The organism is Streptomyces coeruleorubidus (assembly GCF_028885415.1).
Taxonomy (GTDB): Bacteria; Actinomycetota; Actinomycetes; order Streptomycetales; family Streptomycetaceae; genus Streptomyces; species Streptomyces coeruleorubidus_A.
In genome coordinates this window covers 4,897,361-4,924,107 of the sequence record NZ_CP118527.1, presented here as the reverse complement: position 1 = coordinate 4,924,107, position 26,747 = coordinate 4,897,361, and the positions used below count along the sequence as shown (strand labels likewise).

General features: G+C 68.8%; 22 protein-coding genes. 9 read left to right on the top strand and 13 right to left on the bottom strand.

Annotated elements, in window-relative coordinates:
• Positions 1-8: 8 nt before the first annotated feature.
• From gyrB to dnaA, 6 genes are all read right to left on the bottom strand, one after another.
• Positions 9-2,069, bottom strand: coding sequence for a DNA topoisomerase (ATP-hydrolyzing) subunit B (gene gyrB, locus PV963_RS22900; protein WP_274817620.1), 2,061 nt, complete (start codon positions 2,067-2,069; stop codon positions 9-11).
• A gap of 477 nt (positions 2,070-2,546) precedes the next feature.
• On the bottom strand, positions 2,547-3,089 hold the full coding sequence (locus tag PV963_RS22895; protein WP_274817619.1) for a DUF721 domain-containing protein: 543 nt from the start codon (positions 3,087-3,089) through the stop codon (positions 2,547-2,549).
• Entirely contained in the window at positions 3,086-4,207 is a 1,122-nt protein-coding gene (gene recF / locus PV963_RS22890) for a DNA replication/repair protein RecF (protein ID WP_274817618.1), read from the bottom strand. Before recF ends, PV963_RS22895 begins: the two co-directional genes overlap by 4 nt.
• 37 nt (positions 4,208-4,244) lie before the next feature.
• The gene (gene gnd, locus PV963_RS22885) at positions 4,245-5,120 is read right to left on the bottom strand and encodes a phosphogluconate dehydrogenase (NAD(+)-dependent, decarboxylating) (RefSeq protein WP_274817617.1); all 876 of its coding nucleotides are present in this window, start codon (positions 5,118-5,120) and stop codon (positions 4,245-4,247) included.
• Between the two features lie 165 nt (positions 5,121-5,285).
• Positions 5,286-6,416, bottom strand: coding sequence for a DNA polymerase III subunit beta (gene dnaN / locus PV963_RS22880; RefSeq protein ID WP_274817616.1), 1,131 nt, complete (start codon positions 6,414-6,416; stop codon positions 5,286-5,288).
• 882 nt (positions 6,417-7,298) lie between these two features.
• Positions 7,299-9,320, bottom strand: a complete 2,022-nt coding sequence (gene dnaA, locus PV963_RS22875; RefSeq protein ID WP_274817615.1) for a chromosomal replication initiator protein DnaA — start codon at positions 9,318-9,320, stop codon at positions 7,299-7,301.
• A 372-nt stretch (positions 9,321-9,692) separates the two neighbouring features.
• On the opposite strand from dnaA, the gene rpmH reads away from it, so the two are divergent.
• The 9 genes from rpmH (at position 9,693) to PV963_RS22830 (ending at position 16,654) form a co-directional block, all read left to right on the top strand.
• A complete protein-coding gene (gene rpmH, locus PV963_RS22870) occupies positions 9,693-9,830 on the top strand; it encodes a 50S ribosomal protein L34 (RefSeq protein ID WP_003956500.1) in 138 nt (45 codons plus the stop codon).
• Positions 9,831-9,851: 21 nt separating this feature from the next.
• Positions 9,852-10,223 carry a ribonuclease P protein component gene (gene rnpA, locus PV963_RS22865; RefSeq protein ID WP_010032713.1) on the top strand — a complete coding sequence of 124 codons (372 nt, stop codon included), beginning with the start codon at positions 9,852-9,854 and terminating at the stop codon, positions 10,221-10,223.
• Positions 10,220-10,594 (top strand): membrane protein insertion efficiency factor YidD, encoded by a 375-nt coding sequence (gene yidD, locus PV963_RS22860; protein ID WP_274817613.1) that lies wholly within the window; start codon positions 10,220-10,222, stop codon positions 10,592-10,594. Before rnpA ends, yidD begins: the two co-directional genes overlap by 4 nt.
• Before the next feature lie 3 nt (positions 10,595-10,597).
• Complete coding sequence (gene yidC, locus PV963_RS22855) at positions 10,598-11,872, top strand: membrane protein insertase YidC (RefSeq protein ID WP_274817612.1); 1,275 nt, start codon at positions 10,598-10,600, stop codon at positions 11,870-11,872.
• 15 nt (positions 11,873-11,887) lie between these two features.
• A complete protein-coding gene (locus PV963_RS22850; protein WP_274817611.1) occupies positions 11,888-12,400 on the top strand; it encodes a protein jag in 513 nt (170 codons plus the stop codon).
• Between the two features lie 124 nt (positions 12,401-12,524).
• Entirely contained in the window at positions 12,525-13,241 is a 717-nt protein-coding gene (gene rsmG / locus PV963_RS22845; RefSeq protein ID WP_274817610.1) for a 16S rRNA (guanine(527)-N(7))-methyltransferase RsmG, read from the top strand.
• 303 nt (positions 13,242-13,544) lie between these two features.
• Positions 13,545-14,621 (top strand): ParA family protein, encoded by a 1,077-nt coding sequence (locus PV963_RS22840; protein ID WP_078945117.1) that lies wholly within the window; start codon positions 13,545-13,547, stop codon positions 14,619-14,621.
• The gene (locus PV963_RS22835) at positions 14,618-15,718 is read left to right on the top strand and encodes a ParB/RepB/Spo0J family partition protein (protein ID WP_274817609.1); all 1,101 of its coding nucleotides are present in this window, start codon (positions 14,618-14,620) and stop codon (positions 15,716-15,718) included. The genes PV963_RS22840 and PV963_RS22835 overlap by 4 nt, the downstream gene beginning before the upstream one ends.
• Positions 15,719-16,036: 318 nt before the next feature.
• On the top strand, positions 16,037-16,654 hold the full coding sequence (locus tag PV963_RS22830) for a GNAT family N-acetyltransferase (protein WP_274817608.1): 618 nt from the start codon (positions 16,037-16,039) through the stop codon (positions 16,652-16,654).
• Between the two features lie 93 nt (positions 16,655-16,747).
• On the opposite strand, the gene trxA is transcribed toward PV963_RS22830, so the two are convergent.
• The 7 genes from trxA to PV963_RS22795 form a co-directional block, all read right to left on the bottom strand.
• The gene (gene trxA / locus PV963_RS22825) at positions 16,748-17,080 is read right to left on the bottom strand and encodes a thioredoxin (protein WP_010032728.1); all 333 of its coding nucleotides are present in this window, start codon (positions 17,078-17,080) and stop codon (positions 16,748-16,750) included.
• Positions 17,081-17,127: 47 nt separating this feature from the next.
• The gene (trxB, locus tag PV963_RS22820; protein ID WP_274817607.1) at positions 17,128-18,096 is read right to left on the bottom strand and encodes a thioredoxin-disulfide reductase; all 969 of its coding nucleotides are present in this window, start codon (positions 18,094-18,096) and stop codon (positions 17,128-17,130) included.
• Between the two features lie 167 nt (positions 18,097-18,263).
• Positions 18,264-19,187 carry an anti-sigma factor family protein gene (locus tag PV963_RS22815; protein ID WP_274817606.1) on the bottom strand — a complete coding sequence of 308 codons (924 nt, stop codon included), beginning with the start codon at positions 19,185-19,187 and terminating at the stop codon, positions 18,264-18,266.
• Positions 19,184-19,909 carry an RNA polymerase sigma factor SigM gene (gene sigM, locus PV963_RS22810; RefSeq protein ID WP_274817605.1) on the bottom strand — a complete coding sequence of 242 codons (726 nt, stop codon included), beginning with the start codon at positions 19,907-19,909 and terminating at the stop codon, positions 19,184-19,186. The genes PV963_RS22815 and sigM overlap by 4 nt, the downstream gene beginning before the upstream one ends.
• 25 nt (positions 19,910-19,934) lie before the next feature.
• Entirely contained in the window at positions 19,935-21,653 is a 1,719-nt protein-coding gene (locus tag PV963_RS22805) for a protein kinase family protein (RefSeq protein WP_274817604.1), read from the bottom strand.
• A gap of 142 nt (positions 21,654-21,795) precedes the next feature.
• A complete protein-coding gene (gene murJ / locus PV963_RS22800; RefSeq protein ID WP_274817603.1) occupies positions 21,796-24,120 on the bottom strand; it encodes a murein biosynthesis integral membrane protein MurJ in 2,325 nt (774 codons plus the stop codon).
• Between the two features lie 43 nt (positions 24,121-24,163).
• Positions 24,164-26,560, bottom strand: coding sequence for a DUF6049 family protein (locus tag PV963_RS22795; protein ID WP_274817602.1), 2,397 nt, complete (start codon positions 26,558-26,560; stop codon positions 24,164-24,166).
• Between the last annotated feature and the right edge of the window lie 187 nt (positions 26,561-26,747).

Sequence of the window (26,747 nt, the reverse complement as noted above, 5' to 3'; positions counted from 1 at the left end):
AGACCGACTCAGATGTCGAGGAAGCGGACGTCCTTGGCGTTGCGCTGGATGAACGCGCGGCGGGCCTCTACGTCCTCGCCCATGAGGACCGAGAACAGGTCGTCGGCCTGGGCGGCGTCGTCGAGCGTGACCTGGCCGAGGACGCGGTGCTCCTGGTCCATGGTCGTGATGCGCAGCTCCTCGGCGTTCATCTCGCCGAGACCCTTGAAGCGCTGGACCGAGTCCTCGCGGATGCGCTTGCCGGCGTTGCGGCCCATCTCGATCAGGGCGTCGCGCTCGCGGTCGGAGTACGCGTACTCGAAGTCGTCCTTGCCCCACTTGATCTTGTAGAGCGGCGGACGGGAGAGGTACACGTGGCCGGCCTCGACCAGGGGCCGCATGAAGCGGAACAGGAAGGTCAGCAGCAGGGTGTTGATGTGCTGGCCGTCGACGTCGGCGTCCGCCATGAGGATGATCTTGTGGTAGCGGAGCTTCTCGATGTCGAAGTCCTCGTGCACACCCGTGCCGAACGCGGAGATCATCGCCTGGATCTCCTGGTTCTGCAGGATCCGGTCGATGCGCGCCTTCTCGACGTTGAGGATCTTGCCGCGGATCGGGAGGATCGCCTGGTACTGCGGGTTGCGGCCGGACTTGGCCGAGCCGCCGGCGGAGTCACCCTCGACGATGAAGATCTCGCACTTGGTCGGGTCGTTCGACTGACAGTCGGAGAGCTTGCCCGGCAGGGACGCGGTCTCCAGCAGGCCCTTGCGGCGGGTCAGGTCGCGGGCCTTGCGGGCCGCCACGCGCGCGGTGGCCGCCGCGATGCCCTTGCGGATGATGTCCGCGGCCTCGTTGGGGTTGCGGTCCAGCCAGTCGTTCAGGTGCTCGTAGACGACCCTCTGGACGAAGGTCTTGGCCTCGGTGTTGCCCAGCTTCGTCTTCGTCTGGCCTTCGAACTGGGGCTCGCCCAGCTTGACCGAGATGATCGCGGTCAGGCCCTCGCGGATGTCGTCACCGGTGAGGTTGTCGTCCTTCTCGCGCAACAGCCGCTTGTCGCGGGCGTACTTGTTGATGAGCGAGGTCAGCGCGGCCCGGAAGCCCTCTTCGTGCGTACCGCCCTCGTGGGTGTGGATGATGTTGGCGAAGGAGTACACACCCTCGCTGTAACCGCTGTTCCACTGCATCGCGACTTCGAGGGAGAGGCCCTTGTCCTTGTCCTCGGCCTCGAGGTCGATCACCGTCGGGTGCACCGCCTCTCCCTTGCGGGAGTTGAGGTACTTCACGAAGTCGACGATGCCGCCTTCGTAGTGGTAGGTGACCGTCTTGACCTCGGCGGTTTCGTCCGCGCCGGCCTCGTCCGCCCCCGAGGTGGCCTTCGCCGACTCGCGCTCGTCAGTGAGTTTGATGGTCAAACCCTTGTTGAGGAACGCCATCTCCTGGAAGCGCCGCGAGAGCGTCTCGAAGGAGTAGTCCGTGGTCTCGAAAATGTCGCCGTCGGCCCAGAAGGTGACCGACGTGCCGGTCTCCTCGGTGGCCTCGTGCTGGGCGAGCGGTGCCGTGGGGACGCCCATCTTGTAGTCCTGCGTCCACCGGTGGCCGTCCGTCCTGACCTCGACGGCGACCTTCGACGACAGCGCGTTCACCACGGAGACGCCCACGCCGTGCAGACCACCGGAGACCGCGTAGCCGCCGCCGCCGAACTTGCCGCCCGCGTGCAGCACTGTCAGCACGACCTCGAGGGCCGGCTTGCCCTCGGAGGGGACGATGCCCACCGGGATGCCACGGCCGTTGTCGACGACGCGCACGCCGCCGTCGGCGAGGATCGTCACCTCGATGGTGTCCGCGTGGCCCGCCAGCGCCTCGTCGACGGAGTTGTCGACCACCTCGTACACGAGGTGGTGCAGTCCGCGCTCACCGGTCGAGCCGATGTACATACCGGGTCGCTTGCGGACCGCGTCCAGACCCTCGAGGACTGTGATGGCACTGGCGTCGTACGAGGCGGTGACCTCGCCGTTGGAGGTGATCGCCTCGCTGTTCACGCCTGCATCGGTGGACGGGATGTTCTCGTTGGGGTTGCCGGAATCGGCCACGAAGCGCCCTTTCTGGCACAGCACAAGCCAGGCTCGTCGGCGGGTTGCCGGAGCGGCTGCGGCATGTTGCGTTGGTAAGCCTTGATCAGCGTTGCTCAGCTTTTCCCGGACGGTCCCCACGATTGGGGCGGGATTGCTTCCAGTCTACCGGTAGCACTGACACTGATGGGGGTTTGCCGGTACCTGAGTCCGCATGTGCCGCCCTCGATGGGTCTTGCCCGACTCCCGATATGCGGATGGGGGCTCCAAGAGGCTCACGGAGGCACTCAGCGCTTCCGGCCGTCAACCCTTGGCTACTTCGGAGTCAGGTCGCGATTCGCAACCGCGTGCGGTGGTGCGAAGAGAGGAGCGCCGGGACCCCGAGCGGGCCGTCGGTGCCCACTTTTGTGATGTCAGTCACTTGTTGCCGACCGGTGGGAAACGGGCGCCGATCGGGCCCTCGCGGGGCCTTGGGACAGCCCCGGGGAGGGGCTCCCGTCAGCCGTAGGTGTCGCCGGGACCGGTGCTGCCGGGAGCCCGCAGCGGGCCGTAGCGGCGGTTGGGGGCGCCCGGGCCCTGCACCTTGATCAGCTTCACCGTGCCGTGGCCCAGGTCCTCGTTGAGACGCGCGACCAGGGTCGGGGCGAGCAGCCGGAGGTTCGTCGCCCAGGCCGTCGAGTCGCAGCGCACGGACAGGACGTGCTCCTCCTCGTCGTACCTCTCCGGCACGCAGTGCTTGGCCACGTCCTCGCCGACGATCTGCGGCCAGCGGCCCATCACCCCGCCCACCGCGGCCGGGGCCTCCCAGCCGCGCTCGGTGATCAGCCGGTTGATCGCGGAGCCGAGCGCCATGGGGTCGCGGCCGTCGGCGCGCGCGCCGGAGCGCAGTCCGCCGCGGCGCGCCTGCTTCTTCTGCTGCGCAGCGTCCCCACGCGCGCGTGCGGCATCCTTGGCGGCGCGCAGCGCCACGCGCGCGAGGTCGACGCCGGACGGCTCGGGCGACCGGGGCCCGGACGGGATCTCCGGTGTGTTCTCCGTCATACGCGCTCCACCGTCCCCTCGGACACGGCGAACCGCACCCCGGACAGCACATACGGTACGTCGTCGTCGACCGCGGCCGTCACCAGGACCTGCTCGCCGGGCGCGACCAGCTCGGCGAGGCGCTCACGGCGGCGGGTGTCCAGCTCGGCGAAGACGTCGTCGAGCACCAGCACCGGCTCGTTGCCCTCCGCGCGCAGCAGGTCGTACGAGGCGAGACGCAGCGCCAGGGCGTACGACCAGGACTCGCCGTGCGAGGCGTACCCCTTGGCGGGCAGCTGGCCGAGCTTGAGCAGCAGGTCGTCCCGGTGCGGGCCGACCAGGGTGACGCCCCGCTCGATCTCCTGCTTGCGGGCTTCGGCGAGCGCGGCCATCAGTTGCTCGAACAGGTCATCGCGGGTGTGCGCCTCGCCCGGCGCGGACGGCTTGTACTCCAGGGCGATCGGCCCGCCGCCGGGGGCGAGCTGCTCGTACGCCTTGTCGGCGAGCGGCTGGACGGCGGCGATCAGGTCCAGGCGCTGGGCGAGCAACTCGGCGCCCGCGCGCGCGAGATGCTGGTCCCAGATGTCGAGCGTGGACATGTCCATGCTGCGGCCGCCGTGCCGGCGAGCGAGCGCGGCCGACTTGAGGAGGGTGTTGCGCTGCTTGAGAACCCGGTCGTAGTCGGAGCGGACCGCGGCCATGCGCGGGGAGCGGGCGGTGATCAGCTCGTCGAGGAAGCGGCGCCGCTCACCGGGGTCGCCCTTGACCAGGGCGAGATCCTCGGGGGCGAACAGCACGGTCCGTACGATCCCGAGCACATCACGTGGCTTGACCTGCGAGGACCGGTTGATCCGGGCCCGGTTGGCGCGCCCCGGGTTCAGCTCCAGCTCGACCAGCTGCTGCCGCTCCCCCTGCCGCACCTGGGCCCGGATGATCGCGCGCTCGGCGCCCATGCGGACCAGGGGGGCGTCGGAGGAGACCCGGTGGCTGCCGAGCGTGGCGAGATAGCCGACGGCCTCGACGAGATTGGTCTTCCCCTGCCCGTTCGGTCCGACGAAGGCCGTCACTCCCGGGTCGAGCGGGACCTCGACCCGGGGGTACGAGCGGAAGTCGGCCAGCGACAGATGCGTGACGTGCATGGTCGTTTCGCCGACCTCCCCAACCCTCGGGTGTTGCTTACTTGGTCTCGACCGCGTGGCCGCCGAACTGGTTCCGCAGCGCCGCGATCATCTTCATCTGGGGCGAGTCCTCCTGACGGGAGGCGAACCGCGCGAACAGCGACGCGGTGATCGCCGGCAGCGGCACCGCGTGGTCGATGGCGGCTTCCACAGTCCAGCGTCCCTCACCGGAGTCCTGTGCATAACCCCGGAGCCTGTCCAGGTGCTCGTCCTCGTCGAGCGCGTTGACCGCGAGGTCGAGCAGCCAGGAGCGGATGACCGTGCCCTCCTGCCAGGAGCGGAAGACCTCCCGGACGTCGGTCACGGAGTCGACCTTCTCCAGCAGCTCCCAGCCCTCGGCGTAGGCCTGCATCATCGCGTACTCGATGCCGTTGTGGACCATCTTCGCGAAGTGGCCCGCGCCGACCTTGCCGGCGTGCACCGAGCCGAAGTCGCCCTCCGGCTTGAGGGCGTCGAAGACCGGTTGCACCTTGGCGACGTTCTCCTTGTCGCCGCCGTACATCAGCGCGTAGCCGTTCTCCAGGCCCCAGACGCCGCCGGAGACACCGCAGTCGACGAAGCCGATGCCCTTGGCCGCCAGCTCCTCGGCGTGCTTCTCGTCGTCGGTCCAGCGGGAGTTGCCGCCGTCCACGACGACATCGCCGGGCTCCAGCAGTTCGGCGAGCTCGTCGATGGTGGACTGCGTGGGCTCGCCCGCCGGGACCATCACCCAGATCACACGCGGGCCGCTGAGCTTGCCCACAAGCTCCGGCAGGCTGTGGACATCGGCGAGGTCCGGGTTGCGGTCGTATCCGAAGACGGTGTGGCCCGCGCGGCGGATCCGCTCGCGCATGTTGCCGCCCATCTTGCCGAGGCCGACGAGACCGAGCTCCATCAGTTGTGTTCCTTAGGTTTGCAGGTGTCCGACGTGGCGTTGCGGCACTTTCGTACCCACGTCCGAGCCTAAACCCGGACGCTCGCGCACATCTGTGGGCATACGCGCTCAGTCGTACGCCCTCACCTGCGGATTCGCCCCCAGCCTGTGGACAACCGCCGGAGCTCAGCCGCTCAGGCGCACCGGCATGATCAGGTACTTGTAGGCCTCGTCCGCCTCGGCGTCCAGCGCCGGCTTGCCGCTGAGCAGCGCGGGCTTCGTGGACGTCGTGAAGGACAGCTGCGCGACCGGGGAGTCGATGGCGCTCAGGCCGTCCAGCAGGAACGTCGGGTTGAAGGCGATCGAGATGTCGTCGCCCTCCAGCTGGGCGTCGACCCTTTCCACAGCCTGTGCGTCGTCGCTGGAGCCGGCCTCCAGGATGAGCACGCCCTGCTCGAAGCTGAGCCGCACCGGGGTGTTCCGCTCGGCGACCAGGGCCACACGCTTGACGGCCTCCACGAAGGGGGCGGTCTCGATCACGGCGATGCTGTTGAACTCCGTCGGGAACAGCGTGCGGTACTTCGGGAGGTCGCCCTCCAGCAGGCGGGTCGTCGTACGGCGGCCGGCGCCCTCGAAGCCGATCAGGCCCTCGCCCGAGCCCGAGCCGGACAGCGCCAGGGTCACCTGGTCGCCGCTCGTCAGGGCCTTGGCGGTGTCCAGCAGCGTCTTGGCGGGCACCAGGGCGACCGCGGAGGCCTCCGGGTTCTCCGGCTTCCACAGGAACTCACGGACCGCGAAGCGGTAGCGGTCGGTGGACGCCAGCGTGACCGTGTCGCCCTCGATCTCGATGCGGACGCCCGTGAGGACGGGCAGCGTGTCGTCACGGCCGGCGGCGATGGCCACCTGGGCGGCCGCGGAGGCGAAGACCTCGCCGGGGACCGTGCCCGTCGCGTTCGGCATCTGCGGCAGCGCCGGGTACTCCTCCACAGGCAGTGTGTGGAGTGTGAACCGGGAGGAGCCGCACACCACCGTCGCCCGTACACCGTCTGTGGAGATCTCCACCGGCCGGTTGGGGAGGGCTCGGCAGATGTCCGCGAGGAGGCGGCCGGAGACGAGCACCGTGCCCTCCTCCTCGACCTCGGCCTCCACGGACACGCGCGCGGAGACCTCGTAGTCGAAGCTGGACAGGCTCAGCTGGCCGTCCTCGGCCTTCAGCAGCAGGCCGGCGAGGACAGGCGCCGGCGGACGGGCCGGGAGGCTGCGTGCCGCCCAGGCCACTGCCTCCGCGAGTACGTCGCGTTCCACCCGGATCTTCACTGTTGCCGCCTCCTGCTGTTGCCGGCGCTTCTCGCTCTGCCTGGCCCTCGTCGTCTGTCTCGGTGTCGACGGTCCCCGGGATGGGGAGGACACCGGGGACCAGTCTGACGCACCGCACTGACAGTAGGTGCCTCTCGGGGTCAAGTCGTGACGAGGGGCGGTCGGGCGCCGGAGGGCAAGTTGTGCACAGGGCCCGCTTCGAAACGAATTCCCAGCTCTCTCTAGTCGGGAGTAGTAGTAGGGCCTGTGGATACCGTGGATAACCCTGTTTGCCCAGCTCAGAGCGGGAATTTTGTCCACCGGTCCTGTGGGTGACGGCAGTGGACAACCAGGGGCTTCTGTGGAGAACGGAAAGTTCTGCACACCCCGTGCACAGGGTGAGGCGAGTTCTCCCCAGTGCCGTCCCCAGGTTTACCCACCTTTCCCACAGCCCAACCCGGCACCTTCGTGTGACGCCTTTCACTCGACCCGGTGAGGAGGCGCGTCGCGTTGCCGAACAGTGGACAGCGATGTGGAGAAGCTGGGGATCGCTGGGGACAACCGGCCCCAGCCTGTGGGTTGCCGGTGGACAACTCGATGCACAGCCTGTGGACGCTCTCGTTGTCCACAGCCTGTGGAGATCGTTCGTCCACGAATCCACACGCAGGTGACCTGGTCTGATGGTCCTTCAACAGAGGCCTCTGTGGACACAGTCTGGACAACTTCCCAGTCCCCAGGGTGTGGACGGGAGAAAGTCGCCGAATCTGTGGAGAGGGGCCGTAACCCGGCAGGTAATTCGAACAGCCGGTGGCCGCGACATGACGAAGGCCGGCCGCGACATGACGGAGGGCGCCCCCGGAAGTCCGCTCCAGGGGCGCCCTCGGCGTCGTACGGCCGGCGCTGTCAGCCGTTCTTGATGCGGTTGGTCAGCTCGGTGACCTGGTTGTAGATGGAGCGGCGCTCGGCCATCAGGTTGCGGATCTTGCGGTCCGCGTGCATGACCGTCGTGTGGTCGCGGCCGCCGAACAGCGCGCCGATCTTCGGCAGTGACAGGTCCGTGAGCTCGCGGCACAGGTACATGGCGATCTGCCGGGCGGTGACGAGGGCGCGGCCGCGCGAGGTGCCGCACAGGTCCTCGACGGTCAGCCCGAAGTAGTCCGCCGTCGCGCCCATGATGGCCGTGGACGTGATCTCGGGGGCCGAGTCCTCGCCGCCGGGGATGAGGTCCTTGAGGACGATCTCCGTCAGGCCCAGGTCCACCGGCTGCCGGTTGAGCGAGGCGAACGCCGTGACCCGGATCAGCGCGCCCTCCAGCTCGCGGATGTTGCGCGAGATCCGGGACGCGATGAACTCCAGCACCTCCGGCGGCGCGTTCAGCTGCTCCTGCACCGCCTTCTTGCGGAGGATCGCGATACGCGTCTCCAGCTCGGGCGGCTGGACGTCGGTGATCAGACCCCACTCGAAACGGTTCCGCAGCCGGTCCTCCAGCGTCACCAGCTGCTTGGGCGGCCGGTCGGAGGACAGCACGATCTGCTTGTTGGCGTTGTGGAGCGTGTTGAAGGTGTGGAAGAACTCCTCCTGCGTCGACTCCTTGTCCGCAAGGAACTGGATGTCGTCGACGAGCAGGATGTCCATCTCGCGGTAGCGCTTGCGGAAGCTGTCGCCCTTGCCGTCGCGGATGGAGTTGATGAACTCGTTGGTGAACTCCTCCGAGCTCACGTACCGCACCCGCGTGCCCGGGTAGAGGCTGCGCGCGTAGTGCCCGATCGCGTGCAGCAGGTGCGTCTTGCCGAGCCCGGACTCCCCGTAGATGAACAACGGGTTGTACGCCTTCGCCGGTGCCTCGGCGACGGCGACCGCGGCGGCGTGCGCGAAGCGGTTGGAGGCGCCGATGACGAACGTGTCGAAGAGGTACTTCGGGTTCAGACGTGCGGTGGGCTCACCCGGGCCGGTCGCCGGCGCGGGCTGCGCGGCCAGCGGGCCGGGCGCACCGGTCGTGGGCAGGTTCGGGCCGACGGGGCCGCCGCGGTGCACGTGCCCCGAGCCGGCCGGCGGCTCTGGCAGCTCCCGGCGGACCGGGTCGCGCTGGTCGTAGTCGGGGCGTGACGTGTCGTAGTCGGAGCGCGGCGACTCGTAGGAGGGGCGCTCCATGGACTGCGGGCGGTAGTCCTGGGACGGGGAGCCGTAGGCGTCCTGGGGGGACGAGCCGTACGAGTCCTGCGAACCGCGCGACCCGTGTGACCCACGTGATCCATGCGATCCATACGAGTCCTGCGACGATCCGTGGGATTCGTACGAGTCCCGGGTGCCGTAGGAGTCCGGTGAGCCGTAGGTGTCCTGGTTCGGTGACGCGTACGGGTCACGCTCGGGGAAGCCGAGGCGCTGCTGCTGCCAGCTGTACTCGTCCTGCGCCGGCCGCGGCCAGGAGCCGGGCTCGGGGCGCTGGTACTCGGAGGGGTACGCGGGACGGGCGGTGGGAAGTTGATCTCCGCGCGCAGGCGGCGGCTGGTCGCCGGCCGTTCCCGGCAGCTGGTCGGCGCGGTGACGCCCGTACCCCTCATAACCGTCGCGGTCCTGGCGCGCGGCCGGCAGCTCGGGCTCCTCGTAACGCGACTGGGAACGGGCCGGGGGCGCGGGCGTGGGTTCGCCCGCGGAGTCGTCGACGGTGATCGCGATCCGGATCGGACGGCCGCACTCGCGGCTCAGGGTCTCGCTGACGACGGGCGCCAGGCGGCCCTCGAGTACGCCCTTCGCGAATTCGTTCGGTACGGCGAGCAGGGCGGTGTCCGCGACCAGCGCGAGCGGTTGACATCGCCGGATCCAGTGCTCGTCCTTCGCCTCGACACCCTGGCCGCGGCCCTCCCCGAGGAGCTGCTCCAATACGCGTGGCCACACTGCGGCAAGATCGGCAGGTACGTCAGCCACAGGGCACGCTCTCTCACAGGTCCCACGAACGTGTGGTTCTGGGACGGCTCGGGATGTAAATCGGGTGGGGCAGGGATAAGGGAACGAATCGGAGTTCCGTCACGGTAGTCAGGGCGGCGGCTGCGGTTCAAGTTGTTGTCCCCAGCCTGTGGACAAGTGTCTCCGGGCCGCTGCTGGTTTGACCGGATGGCGTAGCCGCGCGTACCGTAACCAGGTCGAGTTGTCGATGGCTGCTGCCGCCTGCCTCCGATGGGCACAGATCATTTGGGTGATCGGTAAGCGGTGCACTCGGGCGTAACTGCGAGCTACTCGTGGGCGCACGGTGACAGCCAGGACGGCACCCCGCAACTACCGATTTTCTGGAGCCCCCGAGTGAGCAAGCGCACCTTCCAGCCGAACAACCGTCGTCGCGCGAAGACCCACGGCTTCCGGCTGCGTATGCGCACCCGTGCCGGCCGCGCGATTCTCGCGTCCCGCCGTAGCAAGGGTCGCGCCCGTCTGTCCGCCTGATCCCGGTCAGGTCATGACATCGTGCTGCCCACCGAGAACCGGCTGAGGCGGCGCGAGGACTTCGCGACCGCGGTACGGCGAGGACGCCGGGCTGGACGCCCGTACCTCGTCGTCCACCTTCGAAGCGGTGCCACGGACCCGCATGCGCCTGGGGAGAGCGCTCCCCCGACGCGTGCGGGTTTCGTCGTGAGCAAAGCCGTGGGCGGTGCGGTCGTACGCAACAAAGTGAAGCGCAGGCTTCGCCACCTGATGCGCGACCGAGTCGCCCAGCTGCCCCCCGGTAGCCTGGTAGTGGTACGAGCGCTGCCCGGTGCGGGCGACGCCGACCATGCACAGCTGGCCCGAGACCTGGATGCCGCCCTCCAGCGGCTGCTGGGAGGGGGCGCGCGATGAAGTACCCGCTGCTTGCTCTGATCAAGCTCTACCAGTGGACGATCAGTCCGCTGCTCGGGCCGGTCTGCAAGTACTACCCGTCGTGCTCCCACTACGGCTTCACGGCCATCGACCGGCACGGTGCCATCAAGGGAACGGCACTCACGGCCTGGCGCATCCTTCGCTGCAATCCGTGGTCGCTGGGCGGTGTGGACCATGTCCCGCCGCGCAAGCGCCCGCGGTGGCACGAAATGCTGCGTAACGCGTGGCGTGCACGCAAGGGCGGGCCCTCCGTCGCCGTCCCGGCCACCGAGGGACAGACTTCTCCCACAAGTCGGTCCAGTCCTTCGAGCCCGGCCGCAGAGACACCGTCCCATGCCCAAGGAGCATGATTAGTGGACACGATTGCCAGCCTCTTCAGCTTCATCACCACACCCGTCTCCTGGGTCATCGTCCAGTTCCACTCGGTGTACGGCGCCCTCTTCGGGCCTGACACCGGGTGGGCCTGGGGCCTGTCGATCGTGTCCCTGGTGATCCTGATCCGTATCTGCCTGATCCCGCTCTTCGTGAAGCAGATCAAGGCGACCCGGGCCATGCAGACGCTCCAGCCCGAGATGAAGAAGATCCAGGAGCGCTACAAGAACGACAAGCAGCGTCAGTCCGAAGAGATGATGAAGCTGTACAAGGACACGGGTACCAACCCGCTGTCCTCGTGCCTTCCCATCCTGGCGCAGTCCCCGTTCTTCTTCGCCCTGTACCACGTGCTGAACAGCATCGCGTCGAACGACACCATCGGCGTGATCAACACCAGCCTTCTGGAGAGCGCGCAGAAGGCGCACATCGTCGGTGCGCCGCTCGCGGTGAAGTTCACCGACAGCTCGTCGAAGGTGGAAGCACTCGGTGCCTCCCTCACCGACGTCCGCGTGGTCACCGCCGTCATGATCGTCCTGATGTCGGCGTCGCAGTTCTTCACGCAGCGCCAGCTGATGACGAAGAACATCGACACCACGGTGAAGACGCCGTTCATGCAGCAGCAGAAGATGCTGATGTACGTCTTCCCGATCATGTTCGCCGTCTTCGGTATCAACTTCCCCGTCGGTGTCCTCGTCTACTGGCTGACCACCAACGTGTGGACCATGGGCCAGCAGATGTACGTCATCCACAACAACCCGACCCCGGGTTCCAAGGCCCAGGCCGCGTACCTGGAGCGCCTGCACAAGCACGTCACGCAGCACAGCAAGGTCAGCCGGCGCCGTGACAAGGTCATCGTCAAGGCGATCGTCGCCAAGGGACGCGACCGCAACGAGTTCGAGCGCAAGTTCATCAACGGCCTGAGCAAGGCCGGCCTCGCCGCCCAGGCTGACGGCACCGTGATCAAGAGCGACATCGTAGCCGCCGTCGAAGCCGAGGACGGTACGCCGACCACCGGCACGGCGAAGCGCCAGCAGCCCAAGCGGCAGACCAAGGCTCAGCGGCAGTCCGGCGCAGCGAAGGCGGCCGGTGACTCCGAGCCGAAGACGTCGCTCACCAAGTCCGACGAGCCCGAGGACGCCAAGCCCGCCGCCGCTGCCAAGAAGGGCGGCGCGAAGTCCGGCAGCGGTGCCCGCAGCAAGGCCCAGTCCGGACAGCGCAAGGGTCCGCAGCGGCCCAAGTCCCCGTCCAAGAAGTAAGAAGGAGTTCATCCCGTGACGGAAGGCACCACCTCCGCCGCTGCCGAGGGTGCAGACACCCTGACCCGCCTGGAGCAGGAGGGCGAGATCGCGGCGGACTACCTGGAGGGTCTGCTCGACATCGCCGACCTCGACGGCGACATCGACATGGACGTCGAGGCCGACCGTGCCTCTGTCTCGATCATCAGCGACACAGGCAGCCGCGACCTGCAGAAGCTGGTCGGCCGTGACGGTGAGGTGCTGGAGGCACTCCAGGAGCTCACCCGTCTGGCCGTGCACCGGGAGACCGGTGACCGCAGCCGTCTGATGCTCGACATCGCGGGATACCGCGCCCGGAAGCGCTCCGAGCTGTCCGAGCTGGGCGCCAAGGCCGCCGCCGAGGCCAAGAGCAGCGGCGAGGCCGTGAGGCTGGACCCGATGACGCCGTTCGAGCGCAAGGTCGTGCACGACGCGGTCAAGGCCGCGGGCCTGCGCAGCGAATCCGAGGGCGAGGAGCCGCAGCGCTTCGTCGTCGTGCTTCCTGCCTGATCGGTTTCTACGTTCCCGGCCCCGTCTGTTGCGCAGGCGGGGCCGAACTTTGTCAGCCTGATAGTTCTGGTGGTTCTGGTGTCGGCGCTCGGTGCGCTGACGCGGTACGGAAGGACGGTCCCCCGTGACGGAGGCAGCGGAGCTTCCCCCCGCGCCCGAGCAGGCGCGCGAGGTGTTCGGTGATCGCTTCGCGGATGCGGTGCGGTATGCCGAGCTGCTCGCTGAGACGGGCGTGCAGCGCGGTCTCATCGGCCCGCGTGAAGTGCCCCGCCTGTGGGAGCGGCACCTGCTGAACTGCGCGGTGCTCTCGGAGGTCGTGCCCGAGGGCGTGACGGTGTGCGATGTCGGCTCGGGCGCCGGCCTCCCCGGCATTCCGCTGGCGCTGGTCCGGGAGGACCTGAAGATCACGCTGTTGGAGCCTCTGCTGCGGCGTACCAACTTCCTCACCGAGGTCGTGGAACTGCTCGGCCTCGATCATGTGACCGTCGTGCGCGGCCGGGCCGAGGAGGTCATGGGGAAGATCCAGCCCGTCCACGTCGTGACGGCCCGAGCCGTCGCTCCCCTCGACCGCCTCGCCACGTGGGGTATCCCGCTGCTTCGGCCGTACGGGGAGATGCTCGCGCTCAAGGGCGACGCCGCCGAGGAGGAGCTGAAGAGCGCGTCGGCGGCCCTGAGCAAGCTGGGTGCAGTGGAGACGTCCATCCTGCATGTCGGTGAGGGCGTGGTGGACCCGATGTCCACGGTCGTACGGGTCGAGGTCGGGGAGAGCCCCGGAGGTGTGCGCTTCGCCGCGAAGCGTGCCAAGGCGGCTCGCACGGGACGTGCCCGCCGACGACGCTGATCCATCCTGGGGACACTGATCCGGCCCGACGACGCTGATCCGTCCTGACGACGAGACGTACTCCACACAAGCTGCCAAACCTATGCATGCCGGAGTGTCGCGACAATCCGGCCTCGACTGCTGTGCATCGTGTTTCACGTGAAACGTCGCTCACTGCTGCACGGCATCATCAGTCGTGGCCGCGCTGCGGCCGAACCCCGCGACCGTAAGCCTCTCGGGTCACTCGATGAGGGAACTGAGTTGTCCACAGAGGTGGATTTCTCCACAGAACGGAAGGCCTCACTGGTTCACGACCCCGAAGACATGGGAGGCTCTGTTCATTGCGAGCCTGAAGTCGAGGAGAGTGAATCCTTGCGGTCCGACGCCAACATCGCGGGACCGATGACCGATCCGGTCCCCGGTCCCCGTACCGAGTCGATGGGGGCGGATGTTTCACGTGAAACACCGCCTCCGATGGACGACACTCCCATCGGTCGTGCTGCCCAATTGGCGGTGGAGGCTCTAGGCCGCGCCGGCGAGGGCCTGCCACGGCCCGAGCAGACCCGAATCATGGTGGTCGCCAACCAGAAGGGCGGTGTGGGCAAGACGACGACAACCGTCAACCTCGCCGCATCACTGGCCCTGCACGGTGGCCGGGTTCTGGTGGTCGACCTCGACCCACAGGGCAATGCGTCCACCGCGCTGGGCATCGACCATCACGCCGAAGTTCCTTCCATCTACGACGTGTTGGTGGAGAGCAAGCCGCTCTCCGAGGTCGTCCAGCCGGTCCCCGATGTCGAGGGCCTCTTCTGTGCCCCTGCCACGATCGATCTCGCCGGTGCGGAGATCGAGCTGGTGTCCCTGGTGGCACGGGAGAGCCGGCTGCAGCGCGCCATCCAGGCGTACGAGCAGCCGCTGGACTACATCCTCATCGACTGTCCGCCCTCGCTCGGCCTCCTGACGGTCAATGCGTTGGTGGCTGGCCAGGAGGTTCTGATCCCGATCCAGTGCGAGTACTACGCGCTGGAAGGCTTGGGTCAGTTGTTGCGTAACGTCGATCTGGTGCGGGGGCACCTCAACCCTGCCCTGCACGTGTCGACGATCCTGCTCACCATGTACGACGGCCGGACGCGCCTCGCGTCCCAGGTCGCGGAAGAGGTGCGCACCCACTTCGGCGACGAGGTGCTGCGGACGAGCATTCCCAGGTCCGTCCGTATCTCCGAGGCGCCGAGTTACGGGCAGACGGTCCTGACTTACGATCCTGGATCAAGCGGTGCCCTCTCTTACCTTGAGGCGGCACGCGAGATCGCGCTGAAGGGCGTTGGCATCAGCTATGACGCCACGCACGCCCACATCGGCGCACAGCAGAACGACCCGAGCATGGTGGAGGGCATCCAGTGAGCGAGCGACGGAGGGGGCTGGGCCGTGGTCTCGGCGCACTGATCCCTGCTGCGCCGACGGAGAAGTCGGTAGCCCAGGCTGCGGCGGCGGGCGCCGCTTCCCCATCTCCCGCGGCAGTGCCCGTGCTGCCGAACGACCGTGGGGTGGCCGCAGCGAAGGTGGCGACGCTGCCGACTGTTTCACGTGAAACAGAGGAGCCGGCGCAGCCCACTGCTCCCGCCGCACCTGCGGCGCCCATCGGTGCGCACTTCGCCGAGATCCCCCTCGACTCCATCACGCCGAACCCGCGGCAGCCGCGTGAGGTCTTCGACGAGGACGCGCTGGCCGAGCTCATCACCTCCATCAAGGAAGTGGGGCTCCTCCAGCCGGTCGTCGTACGGCAGGTGGGTCCCGCCCACTACGAGCTCATCATGGGCGAGCGCCGCTGGCGGGCCTGCCGCGAGGCGGGGCTGGAGGCGATCCCGGCGATCGTGCGGGCCACGGAGGACGAGAAGCTCCTTCTGGACGCTCTGCTGGAGAACCTGCACCGTGCCCAGCTGAACCCGCTGGAAGAGGCAGCCGCCTATGACCAGTTGCTGCGGGACTTCAACTGCACGCACGACCAGCTGGCGGACCGCATCGGCCGATCCCGCCCGCAGGTCTCCAACACCCTGCGTCTGCTGAAGCTCTCGCCAGCGGTGCAGCGCCGGGTCGCCGCCGGAGTGCTCTCCGCCGGCCACGCGCGGGCCCTGCTGTCCGTCGAGGACTCGGAGGAGCAGGACAGGCTGGCCCACCGCATCGTGGCCGAGGGCCTGTCGGTGCGGGCCGTCGAGGAGATCGTGACCCTGATGGGTTCACGTCCCCAGAAGGCCCAGCGGCCCAAGGGCCCGCGTGCCGGTGCTCGTGTCTCTCCCGCGCTGTCCGAGCTCGCCACGCGGCTCTCGGACCGCTTCGAGACGCGGGTGAAGGTCGATCTGGGCCAGAAGAAGGGCAAGATCACCGTCGAGTTCGCCTCGATGGAGGACCTTGAGCGGATCCTCGGCTCACTCGCTCCGGGTGAGGGACCGGTTCTGCAGAAGAGCCTCTTGGAGGGCGACTCCGAGGAGAGCGAGTCCTGAGCCTCCGGCAGGAGCCTCTGTTGTGGATGACAGAGCGGGCCATGTCCGGTGTGTGCCGGAACGTGGCCCGCTCTTTCCTTTCTGGCGGTATCGATGGAATCGCATCGTGGATACGATGCGATCGGATACGGCGCAACCACCCGGCAGCACCTCTCAGAGGAAGGCAGGGGCCATGCGAACGATGAGCCGCACTGGACTGGTGAGCGCCGGTTTGGGGCTGGGGGCGGTCGGTGGATTCATCGGCAGTCTCCTCAGGGAACGGAGCGCTCTGACAGCCGCCCGCGACGCGGCAGGCCAAGGAAGCGAGGAACAGCCTTCATGGGGCGCCGGCTCGTACCGCTCACGTTGGACAACCTTCAGGACCTTCCCAAGCGCTGTCGCTCGTGTGTCTTCTGGGAGCTTGATCCGGTCAGCAGTGAGGCCGCGGTAAAGGCGGGCGAGTCCGCTCTGGAGAAGGAAGCCTGGATCTCGGCCGTTCTGCTGGACTGGGGATCCTGCGGTCGTGTCGTGTACGTCGACGACGTACCGGTGGGCTTCGTGCTCTACGCCCCTCCCGCCTATGTCCCCCGCTCCGCGGCGTTCCCCACGAGTCCCGTCTCCCCCGACGCGGTTCAGCTGATGACCGCGTTCATCGTGCCGGGGTACCAGGGGCAGGGGCTCGGCCGGGTGATGGTTCAGACGGTCGCCAAGGATCTGCTGCGGCGCGGGTTCAAGGCGATCGAGGCGTTCGGAGACGCGCGCTGGAAGGAACCGGCCTGTGTGTTGCCCGCCGACCATCTCCTGGCGGTGGGCTTCAAGACGGTCCGGCAGCACCCCACCTATCCCCGGCTGAGGCTGGAACTGCGGTCGACGCTTTCCTGGAAGGAAGACGTCGAGATGGCGCTGGACCGGCTCCTGGGAGCCGTACAGAAGGAGCCGGCACTGCGGCCGCTGTAGAGGAAGCAGTCAAACGAATGGGCCAACCCTTCCGGGCTGGCCCATTCGTGTTTCACGTGAAACACGCACCGTCGCTCAGACGGCTCCGCCGGTTCACTCGGCGATGAACTCCTCGAGGTCGCGAACGATCGCGGCCTTCGGCTTGGCGCCCACGATGGTCTTGGCGACCTCGCCACCCTGGTAGACGTTCAGGGTCGGGATGGACATGACGCCGTACTTGGCGGCCGTACCCGGGTTCTCGTCGATGTTCAGCTTGACGACCTCGATCTTGTCGCCGTACTCGGAGGCGATCGCCTCGAGGGACGGCGCGATCTGGCGGCATGGACCGCACCAGGCGGCCCAGAAGTCCACCAGGACGGGCTTGTCGCTCTTGAGGACGTCCTGCTCGAAGGAGTCGTCGGTCACATTCTTCAGGGTGCCGGCCACGGCGGGCTCCTTAACTGTTTGGTGCGTGGGGCGGGTAGGGAGAGGGGTCAGACAGCGGTCTTCTCGGGCTCGGGCTGCTCCTCGTCCGCGAGGGCGGCGAGGTAGCGCTCGGCGTCGAGAGCGGCGGAGCAGCCGGTCCCTGCTGCGGTGATCGCCTGACGGTAGGTGTGGTCGACCACGTCGCCGGCACCGAAGACACCGGTCAGGTTGGTGCGTGTCGACGGCGCGTCCACCTTCAGGTAGCCCTCGTCGTCCAGGTCGAGCTGACCCTTGAAGAGCTCGGTGCGGGGGTCGTGGCCGATAGCGATGAAGAGACCGGTCACCGGCAGGTCCGAAAGCTCGCCGGTCTTGAGGTTGCGCAGCTTCAGGCCGGAGAGCTTCTGGTCGCCCTGGATCTCGGCGACCTCGCTGTCCCACACGAACGTGATCTTGGGGTCGGCGAAGGCGCGCTCCTGCATGGCCTTGGATGCGCGCAGCGTGTCGCGGCGGTGGACGACGGTCACGGACTTGGCGAACCGCGAGAGGAAGGTGGCCTCCTCCATGGCGGTGTCGCCACCACCGATCACGGCGATGTCCTGGTCCTTGAAGAAGAACCCGTCACAGGTGGCGCACCAGGACACCCCACGGCCGGAGAGGGCGTCCTCGTTCGGCAGACCGAGCTTGCGGTGCTGCGAGCCGGTGGCGACGATGACGGCCTTGGCCCGGTGGACGGTACCGGACGTGTCCGTGACGGTCTTGATCTCACCGGTCAGGTCGACGTTGACGATGTCGTCCGGGATGAGCTCGGCCCCGAAGCGCTCCGCCTGGGCGCGCATGTTGTCCATGAGCTCGGGGCCCATGATGCCGTCCTGGAAGCCAGGGAAGTTCTCGACGTCGGTGGTGTTCATGAGCGCACCGCCGGCGGTGACGGCGCCCTCGAACACCAGTGGCTTCAGCGACGCGCGCGCGGTGTAGAGCGCCGCCGTGTAGCCGGCGGGCCCGGAGCCGATGATGATCACGTTACGGACGTCGCTCACGGCTTGATTCCTCGTCTCTGGACTGCGTCGTTCGACCGGTGGGAGTTCCTCTCGGAACTCTCACCCCACCCAACGGATCCTAAGGGGCGCGCATTCCCGCTGTGTCCGGGCACACGGAGAAGCGGCCCTGTGTGGGGTACCGCGCAGGATGAAGAGGCAGACGTGTCTCAGGCGGACGGGTACGAGCGCTGAAGAAGGACCTTGCCCGCGGCGGTCGTCGCCGAGTGATCCACACACGTCGCGTCGACGATGTAGGCGGTGACCCGAGTGGCGTCGGAAGCGTCGGGGAGCAACACCAGCATGGCCTTCTTCCCCTGATACCTGCCGTTCTCGACAGCAAGGGCTGTGTCCTTGCGCCCGATGCCGTCGCGGACGCAGCCGGGCACTGTGGGCGCCTTGAAGACCTGGGGATGGTCGGTGCCGGGGGCGGTTGCCGCGCCGAAGGGAGTGCGTGAGCCGCCCTTCTTGCTCTGCTTCTCGGTCAGGAGATCGGTGACCTGCTTCTCGAGTTTCCCCTCGGAGAAGGTGTCCGCGGGGGCGGTCTGCTGTGCACCCGCCGTGTCATTCGACGGCTTGCCGTCGCCCAGCGACGACAGCAGGACGGAGCCCAGTCCCAGGGCGGCGACGGTGAAGACGGTCCCCAGGACGGCGATCCTCCGACGCCCGTTCCGCGTGCGGTCCTTGCGCCCCGGGCCGGTGGTGGAAGAGCGGGGACGCCCGGCGGGTCGGTCGGCGGGCGTCGATGTTTCACGTGAAACATGCGCATCGCTGTCGTCCTCGGACGGGGAACGAGGAGCACTCACCGGTGTCTGGCTCTCTGCGGCCTCCGGCCCCGTGGCGTTCAGCAGGGCCTCGGCGGCGAGGGCGGCATCGATGCGGCCTGCGACATCGGCGGGCATGCGTGGCGGGCCCGGCAGCGTGCCGAGCAGCCCGCGGATCTCCTCCAGGGACGCGTAGACGTCCGCGCAGAGCTCGCACCCGTCCAGATGCCGGCGTACGTCGGTGCTCCGGGACGGTGGGAGGACGCCCTCGGCGAGGTCGGAGATCTCGGCGACGTCCGGGTGCCCGGCCATGTCTGTCGTCGACGTCACGCTCGTCCACCTCCGCCCTTCACTGCCGCTGGGTCGCTGGGTCCTGTGTCCGGTGGTTCCGCTCGGCGCGGTCCCGCTGCGGGTGGGACGGCTGGCCCTTGCGTCCGGTTCCGCTCTCCGCCCGGCTTCTTGCTCTCACCGCTGTTGGCCGGCCGGAGATGGGTCAGCAGCGGCTGGAGTCTGGCTCTGCCGCGCGCACATCGGCTCTTCACCGTGCCGGTCGGCACGTCGAGGATCCGGGCCGCCTCCGCGACCGGGTAGCCCTGCATGTCCACCAGGACGAGCGCCGCCCGCTGGTCGGTCGGCAGGGTCCCCAGGGCTTCGATGAGCTGCCGGTGGAGATCATTGCGCTCGGCGGGCGCCGAAGCCGACTCGTGCGGCTCCAGCAGCTGCTCCAGGCGCTCGGTGTCGTCGACGGGAGAGGTCTTGCGGGAGGCGACCTTGCGGGCGCGGTCCAGGCAGGCGTTCACCGTGATCCTGTGCAGCCACGTCGTGACGGCCGACTGGCCCCGGAAGGTATGGGCGGCCCGGTAGGCGGAAACGAGGGCGTCCTGCACCGCGTCAGCGGCCTCCTCGCGGTCTCCGAGCGTCCGCAGGGCGACGGCCCAGAGACGGTCGCGGTGCCGCCGCACGATCTCACCGAAGGCGTCGGGGTCACCCTCGACATGCCGGGCGAGGAGGTCCTGATCACTTACACCGCCGTGCTCGGCGCGGTCCGCCATCGAACCCCCTCCCCTCTGTCGGCTCTCAGCCCGTGAACTTCACTTCGGTGATGGCCTGCTTGTAGCCCGGGTTGCTGTAGTTGGCGGGGTCGTCGCCGGAGTACGGCAGGGCCGTCAGCCAAACCAGGAGGTAGCGGCTCTTCTCAGGCTTGTCGACGGTCACCTTCGCGGAGGTGCTGCTCGTCGTCACCTCACCCAGCTCCTTCATGGAACTCAGCGGTGTGGACGACCCCAGGGAGTCGGTCGCGTACAGCTCGACCGTGGTGTGGTCGCCGCCGTACCGCAGCGAGAGAGTCGCGGCCGAGACTTCCTTCTCGGACCCGAGGTCGTAGACGATGCCGACACCGGGCTTTATCACCATCTTCGGGCCGTCAAGGTAGCTGCTGGTACGCCAGCCCGTGGACGTGTTGCCGTCGTAGGTCTTGCTCACGTCGGAGGCGTGCTGGGCATCGCCCTTCGCGACGTACTCCTCGGAGTCCTTGATGGCGATCGGCTTCGGTGCCGGAGAATTCTCGTTCTTGTCGCTGTCCTCGTTGTGCTGGGTCTGGTTCGGGTCGTCGGCCTTGCCGCCCTGGTCCATCAGCGCGTCCGCCAGCTGCCAGCTGCCGAGGCCCAGCGCGGCGATGAGGAGCGCGGACACGGCCCACTTCAGGGCCTTGCCCGTACGGCTCTGCAACGGGGGCGGCGGGGTCGGGACCGGCTGGGTGGCACCGGGGCGCGGGGCCTGGCGGCCGTACGTGCCCTGCTGGTACGACGTGCGCTGGTACTCGGGCGGGGCGGTGAACGCCGGCTCCGGCGGGCGGATGCGAGGCATCTCGCCGATCGCCTTCACCAGCTCCTCCGGCGTGGTGCACGGCGACTCGTGGCGGGAGGCGGTGGCGCCGTCGTTGATGAGCGCGCGCATGGAGAGTTCGGAAAGGCCGCGGTGCACACCGGCACGCACCTGGTCGGGCGCGATCAGGCCGATGTCCTTCGGCAGGCCGGACAGCCCGTAGGCGTCGCTCTCGTACGGCCAGCGCTGGGTGAGCGCCGCGTACAGCAGGGCGCCGATGGCCTCGGTGTCGGCGCGCTGCGGGGTGTCGGACGCGACGCCCCGCAGCGCGGCGTTCACCGCGAGTCCGCGGATGCGCCACTGGCCGGTCGAGGTACGCAGGACGGCATTGGGGTTCAGCCGTAGATGGGCGAGGCCCTCGCGATGGGCGGCGGCCATGGCGGAGGAGATCTGGCTGACCATCTGGTAGGCGTCGTACGGCTCCAGCGGTCCGGAGGCGAGGAGCGTGGTCAGTTCCGTCGCGTCCGGGAGCCACTCGTGGACGACGTAGACGAGGTCGTTCTCCTCCACCGCGTCCAGCACCTGGACGAAGCGCGGGTCGCCCAGCAGGGCGGAGGAGCGGGCGGCGGCCAGGACGGACCGGGCCCGTGAGTGGTCCGCGGGCAGAATGTGCACGCCGACGGCACGGCGGAGCTTCTCGTCCACGGCACGCCAACTGCTGAAACCGTCCAGACGGGTGACGCACTCCTCGAGGCGGTAGCGTCTGGCGAGTTTGTGCCCACTGTGCAGTTCAGGCGGCGAGGTCTTCCCGGGACCGTCGGTCCGGGTGCTCTCCTGTACCTCGTCGCTGTCCGTGTCCCGCTCCCGGTTCTTGGCCACCCCGTCGGCCGTGGACTGGTCCGCCTGTGCGGTCAGCGACGACTCGTCGCTGTTGTCTGCCACGTCGACGGCAGCCGTACTCCGTTCCGCCACCGTCGTTCCTGCCTCCCCATCCATTGCGCGCCGCCCGGCATCCGTTGCACGCCGTCCGGCGCCGAAACCAATTGTGCCCACAGTCCGCCGCTATGCACGACACGCGGTGGCTGACGATGGTTGTGCGCCTCTCCCTCCCGACTCAGCGTCCCAGGCGTCCGCGGACCATGCCGACCAGCGAGTTGAGTTCCTCGATGCGCATGCGGCGGGCGGCGACGAAGAAGATCCCGAGCAGAACGACACCACCCGCCAGCACCGCGGCGAGCGAGCCCACGACGCCCTGGCCGAGCGTGCGGCCGATGCCGTAGCAGGCCGCGCCGCTGAGCAGGGCTGCCGGGATCGACGCGATGCACAGCCGGGCGTAGGTCCGCAGGACACGGGCGCCGTCGAGGTCCCCGCCCAGCCGCTTGCGCAGCCGGCGCCAGGCGACGCCGACGCCGATCGCGTAGGCCAGGCCGTACGAGGCGGCCATGCCGACCACGGCCCAGCGCGACGGGATGACGAAGTAGCAGATTGCCGAGGCGCCTGCGTTGACCGCAGCCACGATGACCGTGTTGTAGAAGGGAGTTCGGGTGTCCTCGTAGGCGTAGAAGGCTCGCAGGACGACGTACTGCACGGAGTACGGAATCAGGCCGAGGCCGAACGCCATCAGCATGAAGCCCATGTTGGTGGCCTCGCTGGTGCCCGAGGAGCCGAACATCAGCGTGCACATGGGGATGCCGAGCGAGAGGAAGCCGAACGCGATCGGCACGATGGCGACCGCCGTGTTGCGCAGGCCCTGGGAGATGTCGTCGCGCACGGCGCCGCCGTCGCCCTCGACCGCCGAGCGCGACAGGCGCGGCAGCAGGGCGGCCATGAGGGAGACCGTGATGATGGCCTGGGGCAGGCCCCAGATGAGCTGTGCGTTGGCGTAGGCGGCGAAGCCGGTGCCGTCGACCGGTGAGGCCTTGCCGGCCGCGGTGGACAGCTGGATGACGATCATGGCGCCCGCCTGGTTGGCAAGGACGAACAGGACCGTCCACTTGGCGAGGGTGACGGCCTTGCCGAGGCCCTGGCCCTTCCAGTCGAAGCGCAGCCGCAACCGGAACCCGGTCTCGCGCAGGTAGGGGATCATCGCCAGCGCCTGGACCACGAGCCCGAGCAGGACGCCGATGCCGAGGAGGCGCTGGCCCTCCGGCGGGATGGTGGTGACCTTCATCCCGGAGTCGGCGGCGGTGCCGTAGACGTAGATGAACATGCCCAGCGTCACGATGATGACGATGTTGTTCAGGACCGGGGTCCACATCATCGCGCCGAACTTCCCGCGGGCGTTGAGGATCTGCCCCATCACCACGTGGACGCCCATGAAGAAGATCGAGGGCAGGAAGTACTGGACGAAGGTGATGCCGACCTGGTTGGCCGCCGGGTCGCTGGCGACCGGGTCGGACAGCATGCGGATCAGGAGCGGCGCGCCGAAGATCGAGAGCGCGGTGAGCGTGCCGAGCGCCACCATGACGAGGGTCAGCAGACGGTTGGCGTACGCCTCGCCGCCGTCCTCGTCCTCCTTCATGGCGCGGACCAGCTGCGGCACGAAGACGGAGTTGAGACCGCCGCCGACCGTGAGGATGTAGATCATCGTCGGCAGCTGGTAGGCGACCTGGAAGGTGTCACCGAGGAGACCTACGCCGAGGGCCGACACGATCAGCGCGGAGCGGATGAAGCCGGTGAGGCGGGAGACCATCGTGCCCGCCGCCATCACGGCGCTGGACTTCATCAGGCCCGCGGCGCGGCCGCCCTTCTTCGGAGCGGGCGAGGCGGCGGGCTCCGGGGCGGGGGTGTCGTCCACCGCAGGTGTCGCCGCGGTCTCGCCGGGAGCCGGGTACTGGCCCGCCGCGTAGGGGCCTGGCGCCGGGTACTGCCCCTGCGCCGCGTACTGCCCCTGCGCCATCTGGCCCGGCGCCGGGGACGGGCCGGGGACCGACGGCGACTCGTAGGACGGGTGGCCGCTGCCCTGCTGCTGGTCCCGGAAGAGGTGCGCGAACGCGTCCGGCTCCTGGCGCGGCTCACCCGCCTGGGAGACGAGGTCGTCCACGCCCACGAACTGGGTGGTCCGGGCGTCGTCGCCGTACGGCAGGTGCCGCGTCGGGCCCTCCGGCTCCGGCGGGGGCGTCTGGGCCCACACCCGTGGGTCGGGCGCGTACGGCGACTGCGGCGGCTGGGCGTACAGCTGCTGCTGCGCCTCATATGTGCCAGGAGGGGGCGGAGGGTGCGCGGCGCGGTCGTAGCGCGCCTCGGCGACCGGGTCCTGGGCGGAGAGGTCCTGTGCCCGGTAGGGGTCCTGGGCGTAGGCGTCCTGGAGGTACATGTCCGCGGGCGGCTGCGGCGGCACCTGGCCGTGCTCGGGCGGCGGGCCCTCGGGCCCGCCCGACTCGGGGTGGCCCGAGCTGCCCACGCCACGGCCGTGGTCACCGTCGTACGGCGCGTTCATGGTTACCCCACCTCATCGTCCCGGGCCCACCGGCCACGACATCTCAACGGTCCACTCTCTCACCCGTGCCGGACGGGTCGGCGCTTTCCGGTGCGGTGTCCGGGGCCGGGTCACTCGGCTGCTGCGGGGCGTCTGCCCGCGAGCTGTCCTCGGACTCCTCCTTGAGACGGTCGCCCAGGGCTTCCGGGTTCTGCGGAGCACCGACCGGGTTGTCGACGTCGTCGTCCGTCTCCCCGGCGGTGTCCTCGGCGGCCTCGCGGGCGGCGGCGCGCTTGCGCTGGGTGTACATACGGAAGCCGGCGAGCACCAGGAGCAGGACGCCGCCGCCGATGACCAGCATCACGGTGGGCGTGACCTCGGTGACCTTCACGTCGAAGGTGACGGGCTCGCCGTACTTCTGGCCGTCCTCCGTGTACAGCTGGGCCTCCACCTTCGCACGGCCGTTCGCGTTGGCGGACGTGGTGAACTTCACCGACTGGCTGTGCCCGCCGTTCACCGCGACCCGGCGCTCCTCGTAGGCGTTGCCGCCGATCTTGAGTCGCGTCGGGTTCTGCGACGTGAGCCGCAGCTTCAGGTGCTCGACGCCCTGGACCAGGTTGTTCTGGACGGTCACCGGGATCATGGCGCTGCGGCCGGAGAGCTTGGTCTCCGACTTCTTGATCAGCTTGACCCCGTCGATCAGGCCGTCGAGGTAGGACTCGACGTCTTGGCGGTACCCCGCCGCCTCGACTCCCCGGCCACGCCACGACGTGGACATCTCGCGGTTCATGGCGCGCCCGAAGGGGGTGACCACCCGGGACTGGTCGGTGAGGATCACCTTGAAGTTGTCGAGGTTCTTCTGTGTCTTCGCGATCTGCTCGAAGGCGGCTCGTGGCAGCTCCTGCTTGCTCAGCGAGGGGGGGTACGCGGAGGCGGGCGGCACCTTCCTGTTGGCCGCCGGGTCCGGCTTGGCCTTGGCGGCTGCCGAGAGGTCCTGCGACTCGGACCAGTTCCCGCCCTGGAGGGCTCCCAGCGCCTCGGCCATCGCCTGCGCCTGGTTCACGGAGGGGGTGCGCTGCGGGGCGACGACGACGCTGCGCTGCTTGCCGGTCTGGAGGCCGAGCGTCAGGCTCTGGGCCAGGAAGCGCTGCACGGCGAGCGTGGACGCGGAGGCCTTCGTCAGGTTGCCCTGGAACGCCGTGGACATCCTGGAGTCCGCGACGACAGCCGTGGTGCCGCCGCCGATGGGCCGGGCCGCGGAGGGCGTGTACGACAGGTTGTCCTGGAGGCTGTCGCTGCGGGCGATCACCTTGTCGGCGCCCGCGGAGGTCGCGACCTTCATGATCGACGGGTCGACGGCGCCGTCCACGGGCCACGCGAAGTCCGTGGACGGTTTCACGTGGAGGATCGTCTGCACCGTGTTGTCGACGGCGTCGGTGGCCTCCTTGAGGTGGCTCAGCGAGCCGGTGACGGTCGTGCCGTGGTGGGCGAGCGAGGCCAGGTCCGGATCGCCGAACGGCAGAGCGACGACCTCCTTGCCCGCCACGGCCTGCTGGAGCTCGGAGAGCCACTGCTTGGCGACGGCCTGGTGCCGGCCGGAGGTGGTGGCGCCGTCCTCGCCCCTGACCTGGTAGTTCTTCGTCATCGCGTCGACGGACGCCAGGAGGTCCGGGTCGATCACCCAGGTGATGTCGAGGCCCTTGCCCAGCGACACCATCTGCTCGAGGCGGCCGCCGGGGGAGATCTCCTCGGCGAGGTCGTCGTTGCTGAAGACCGGCGTCTGCTGCTCGTTCGACCCCGTCTCAGCCGTCATATGGACATCGGAGACGAGGGGCCACAGGAACGTGGTCTTCGTCTTCGTGCCGGCCTCCTCCGGCTGCCACGGCAGGAACGTGCGCTGGACGCCGAGAACCTGGTCCCAGGGCTGCGCGGCGGTCTCACCGGAGAGCGCGACGGCCAGCTGGTAGACGCCGTCCTGGCCGAGGTCCAGCTCGTCGACCGGCACGGAGATGGTGAAGGGCTCCGCGACGCCGGGGGTGAGCTTGGAGAATTTCTCGGTGTACTTGCCGCCGACCGGCTCGCCGGCGGGGCCCTGGACGTCGTCGCTCTTCTTGGCGAGGGCGTCGATGGAGGAGCGGGTGTTGAGCGAGGGCCCCACCCGCAGGTCGACATGGGCGTCGGTGACCGGCTGCTTGCCCGTGTTGGTCACCGTGCCCGCAACGGTCACCGTGTCCCCCTCGGCGGGGGCGCTGGGGCTGAGCGAGTCGACAGCGACGGACACCGAGCCCGCGCCGGAGGCAGTCTGCGGGGACTCCAGCCCTGCCGCGTCCGCCGGCGTCGCGGCGGGCAACTGGAGGAGTCCGGCCAGCAGGGGCGCACCGGCGAGCAGTGCCCCGGTGCGCCGCAGCCACCGGCGGGCAGGTGAGGCACTGGTCCCCTGGAAGTCTGCCGCCTCGGCCACGCGCTCGCCCGTCCCTCGTCGTCGTCAGTGGTCGTCGGAATGTGCGTCCACGCATGGTAACGATGCGCGCTGAGGGGAAGTGCCGCGGTCCGTTCCACAAGATCGCGGCCCGGCACCGCACTGCCCGGTATGTCGCTGTATGGCAGGGAGCGGTCATCTCCATCTCAAGGGCCTCCCTTGTGCGCGT